Here is a 708-nt window from a genome sequence, read left to right as displayed (position 1 = left end):
TAGACCTCGCGCCAACCAGTTAAAGCAACTGGTGTTCTCTAGCTTCATCATGTATTAATAGTTACTTATTTTACGTCATATTGCTCTTGTCAATTGCATTTGAGGTGCTAAATGAAGAGAGGATTGCTTCTTACAAGACCATTGTCATTTAACACGGGCTCAATGTCGGTTCTTGGTGATTTTGATCCTTTGGCTATAAGGTACGCTTTGTTATACTTGGATGAAATATGCATACCAATTAACAGAGTTGTACTTTTTGACCTTTCTGATGAACTCAGAACTTTAAAAAAAGAAGGTTTTGTACGCTCATTGCAACCTAGGGAGGAAAAAAATAAATCTTTTGATTTCGATTCTTCAGAAATGGAAGGATTGATAAAAAAATCGTATAAGAGATGTTTTGATGAGTTAAATGAGAACAAGCATGAGTCTTGGATGGTTCATCAAAGTGTTAAGACGGCACTAGATGAAGATAATGAACTCAGCCATAGTGGCGAGTTGTTGACCTTCATCAATTCATTACCAATGCCTGCAAAAGATTTCCCTATTGGAGATCTTCTAGATTTCCGTGAAAAAAGAAATGATGAGCGGCTTGAGCTTTTAAATGCAATAAGCACCCTGCGGCTAAATGTATTGACGAGCGAAAATAAAAATGAAGCTATACAGAAAGGACTATTAGAGATCGAAAAATCAATCATCAACATTACCAAA

General features: G+C 36.2%; 1 protein-coding gene. It reads left to right on the top strand.

Going from position 1 to position 708, the window contains the following annotated elements; all coding sequences use genetic code 11:
• Positions 1 to 111: 111 nt before the first annotated feature.
• Positions 112 to 708: DUF6236 family protein (locus SIK97_RS00990; RefSeq protein WP_319610918.1), on the top strand; the 597-nt coding region annotated here is incomplete at its 3' end.

Source organism: Klebsiella sp. JN_Kp126 (genome assembly GCF_033843325.1).
In the GTDB taxonomy this organism is placed as follows: domain Bacteria; phylum Pseudomonadota; class Gammaproteobacteria; order Enterobacterales; family Enterobacteriaceae; genus Klebsiella; species Klebsiella michiganensis.
This window is presented reverse-complemented; position numbering and strand designations above follow the sequence as displayed.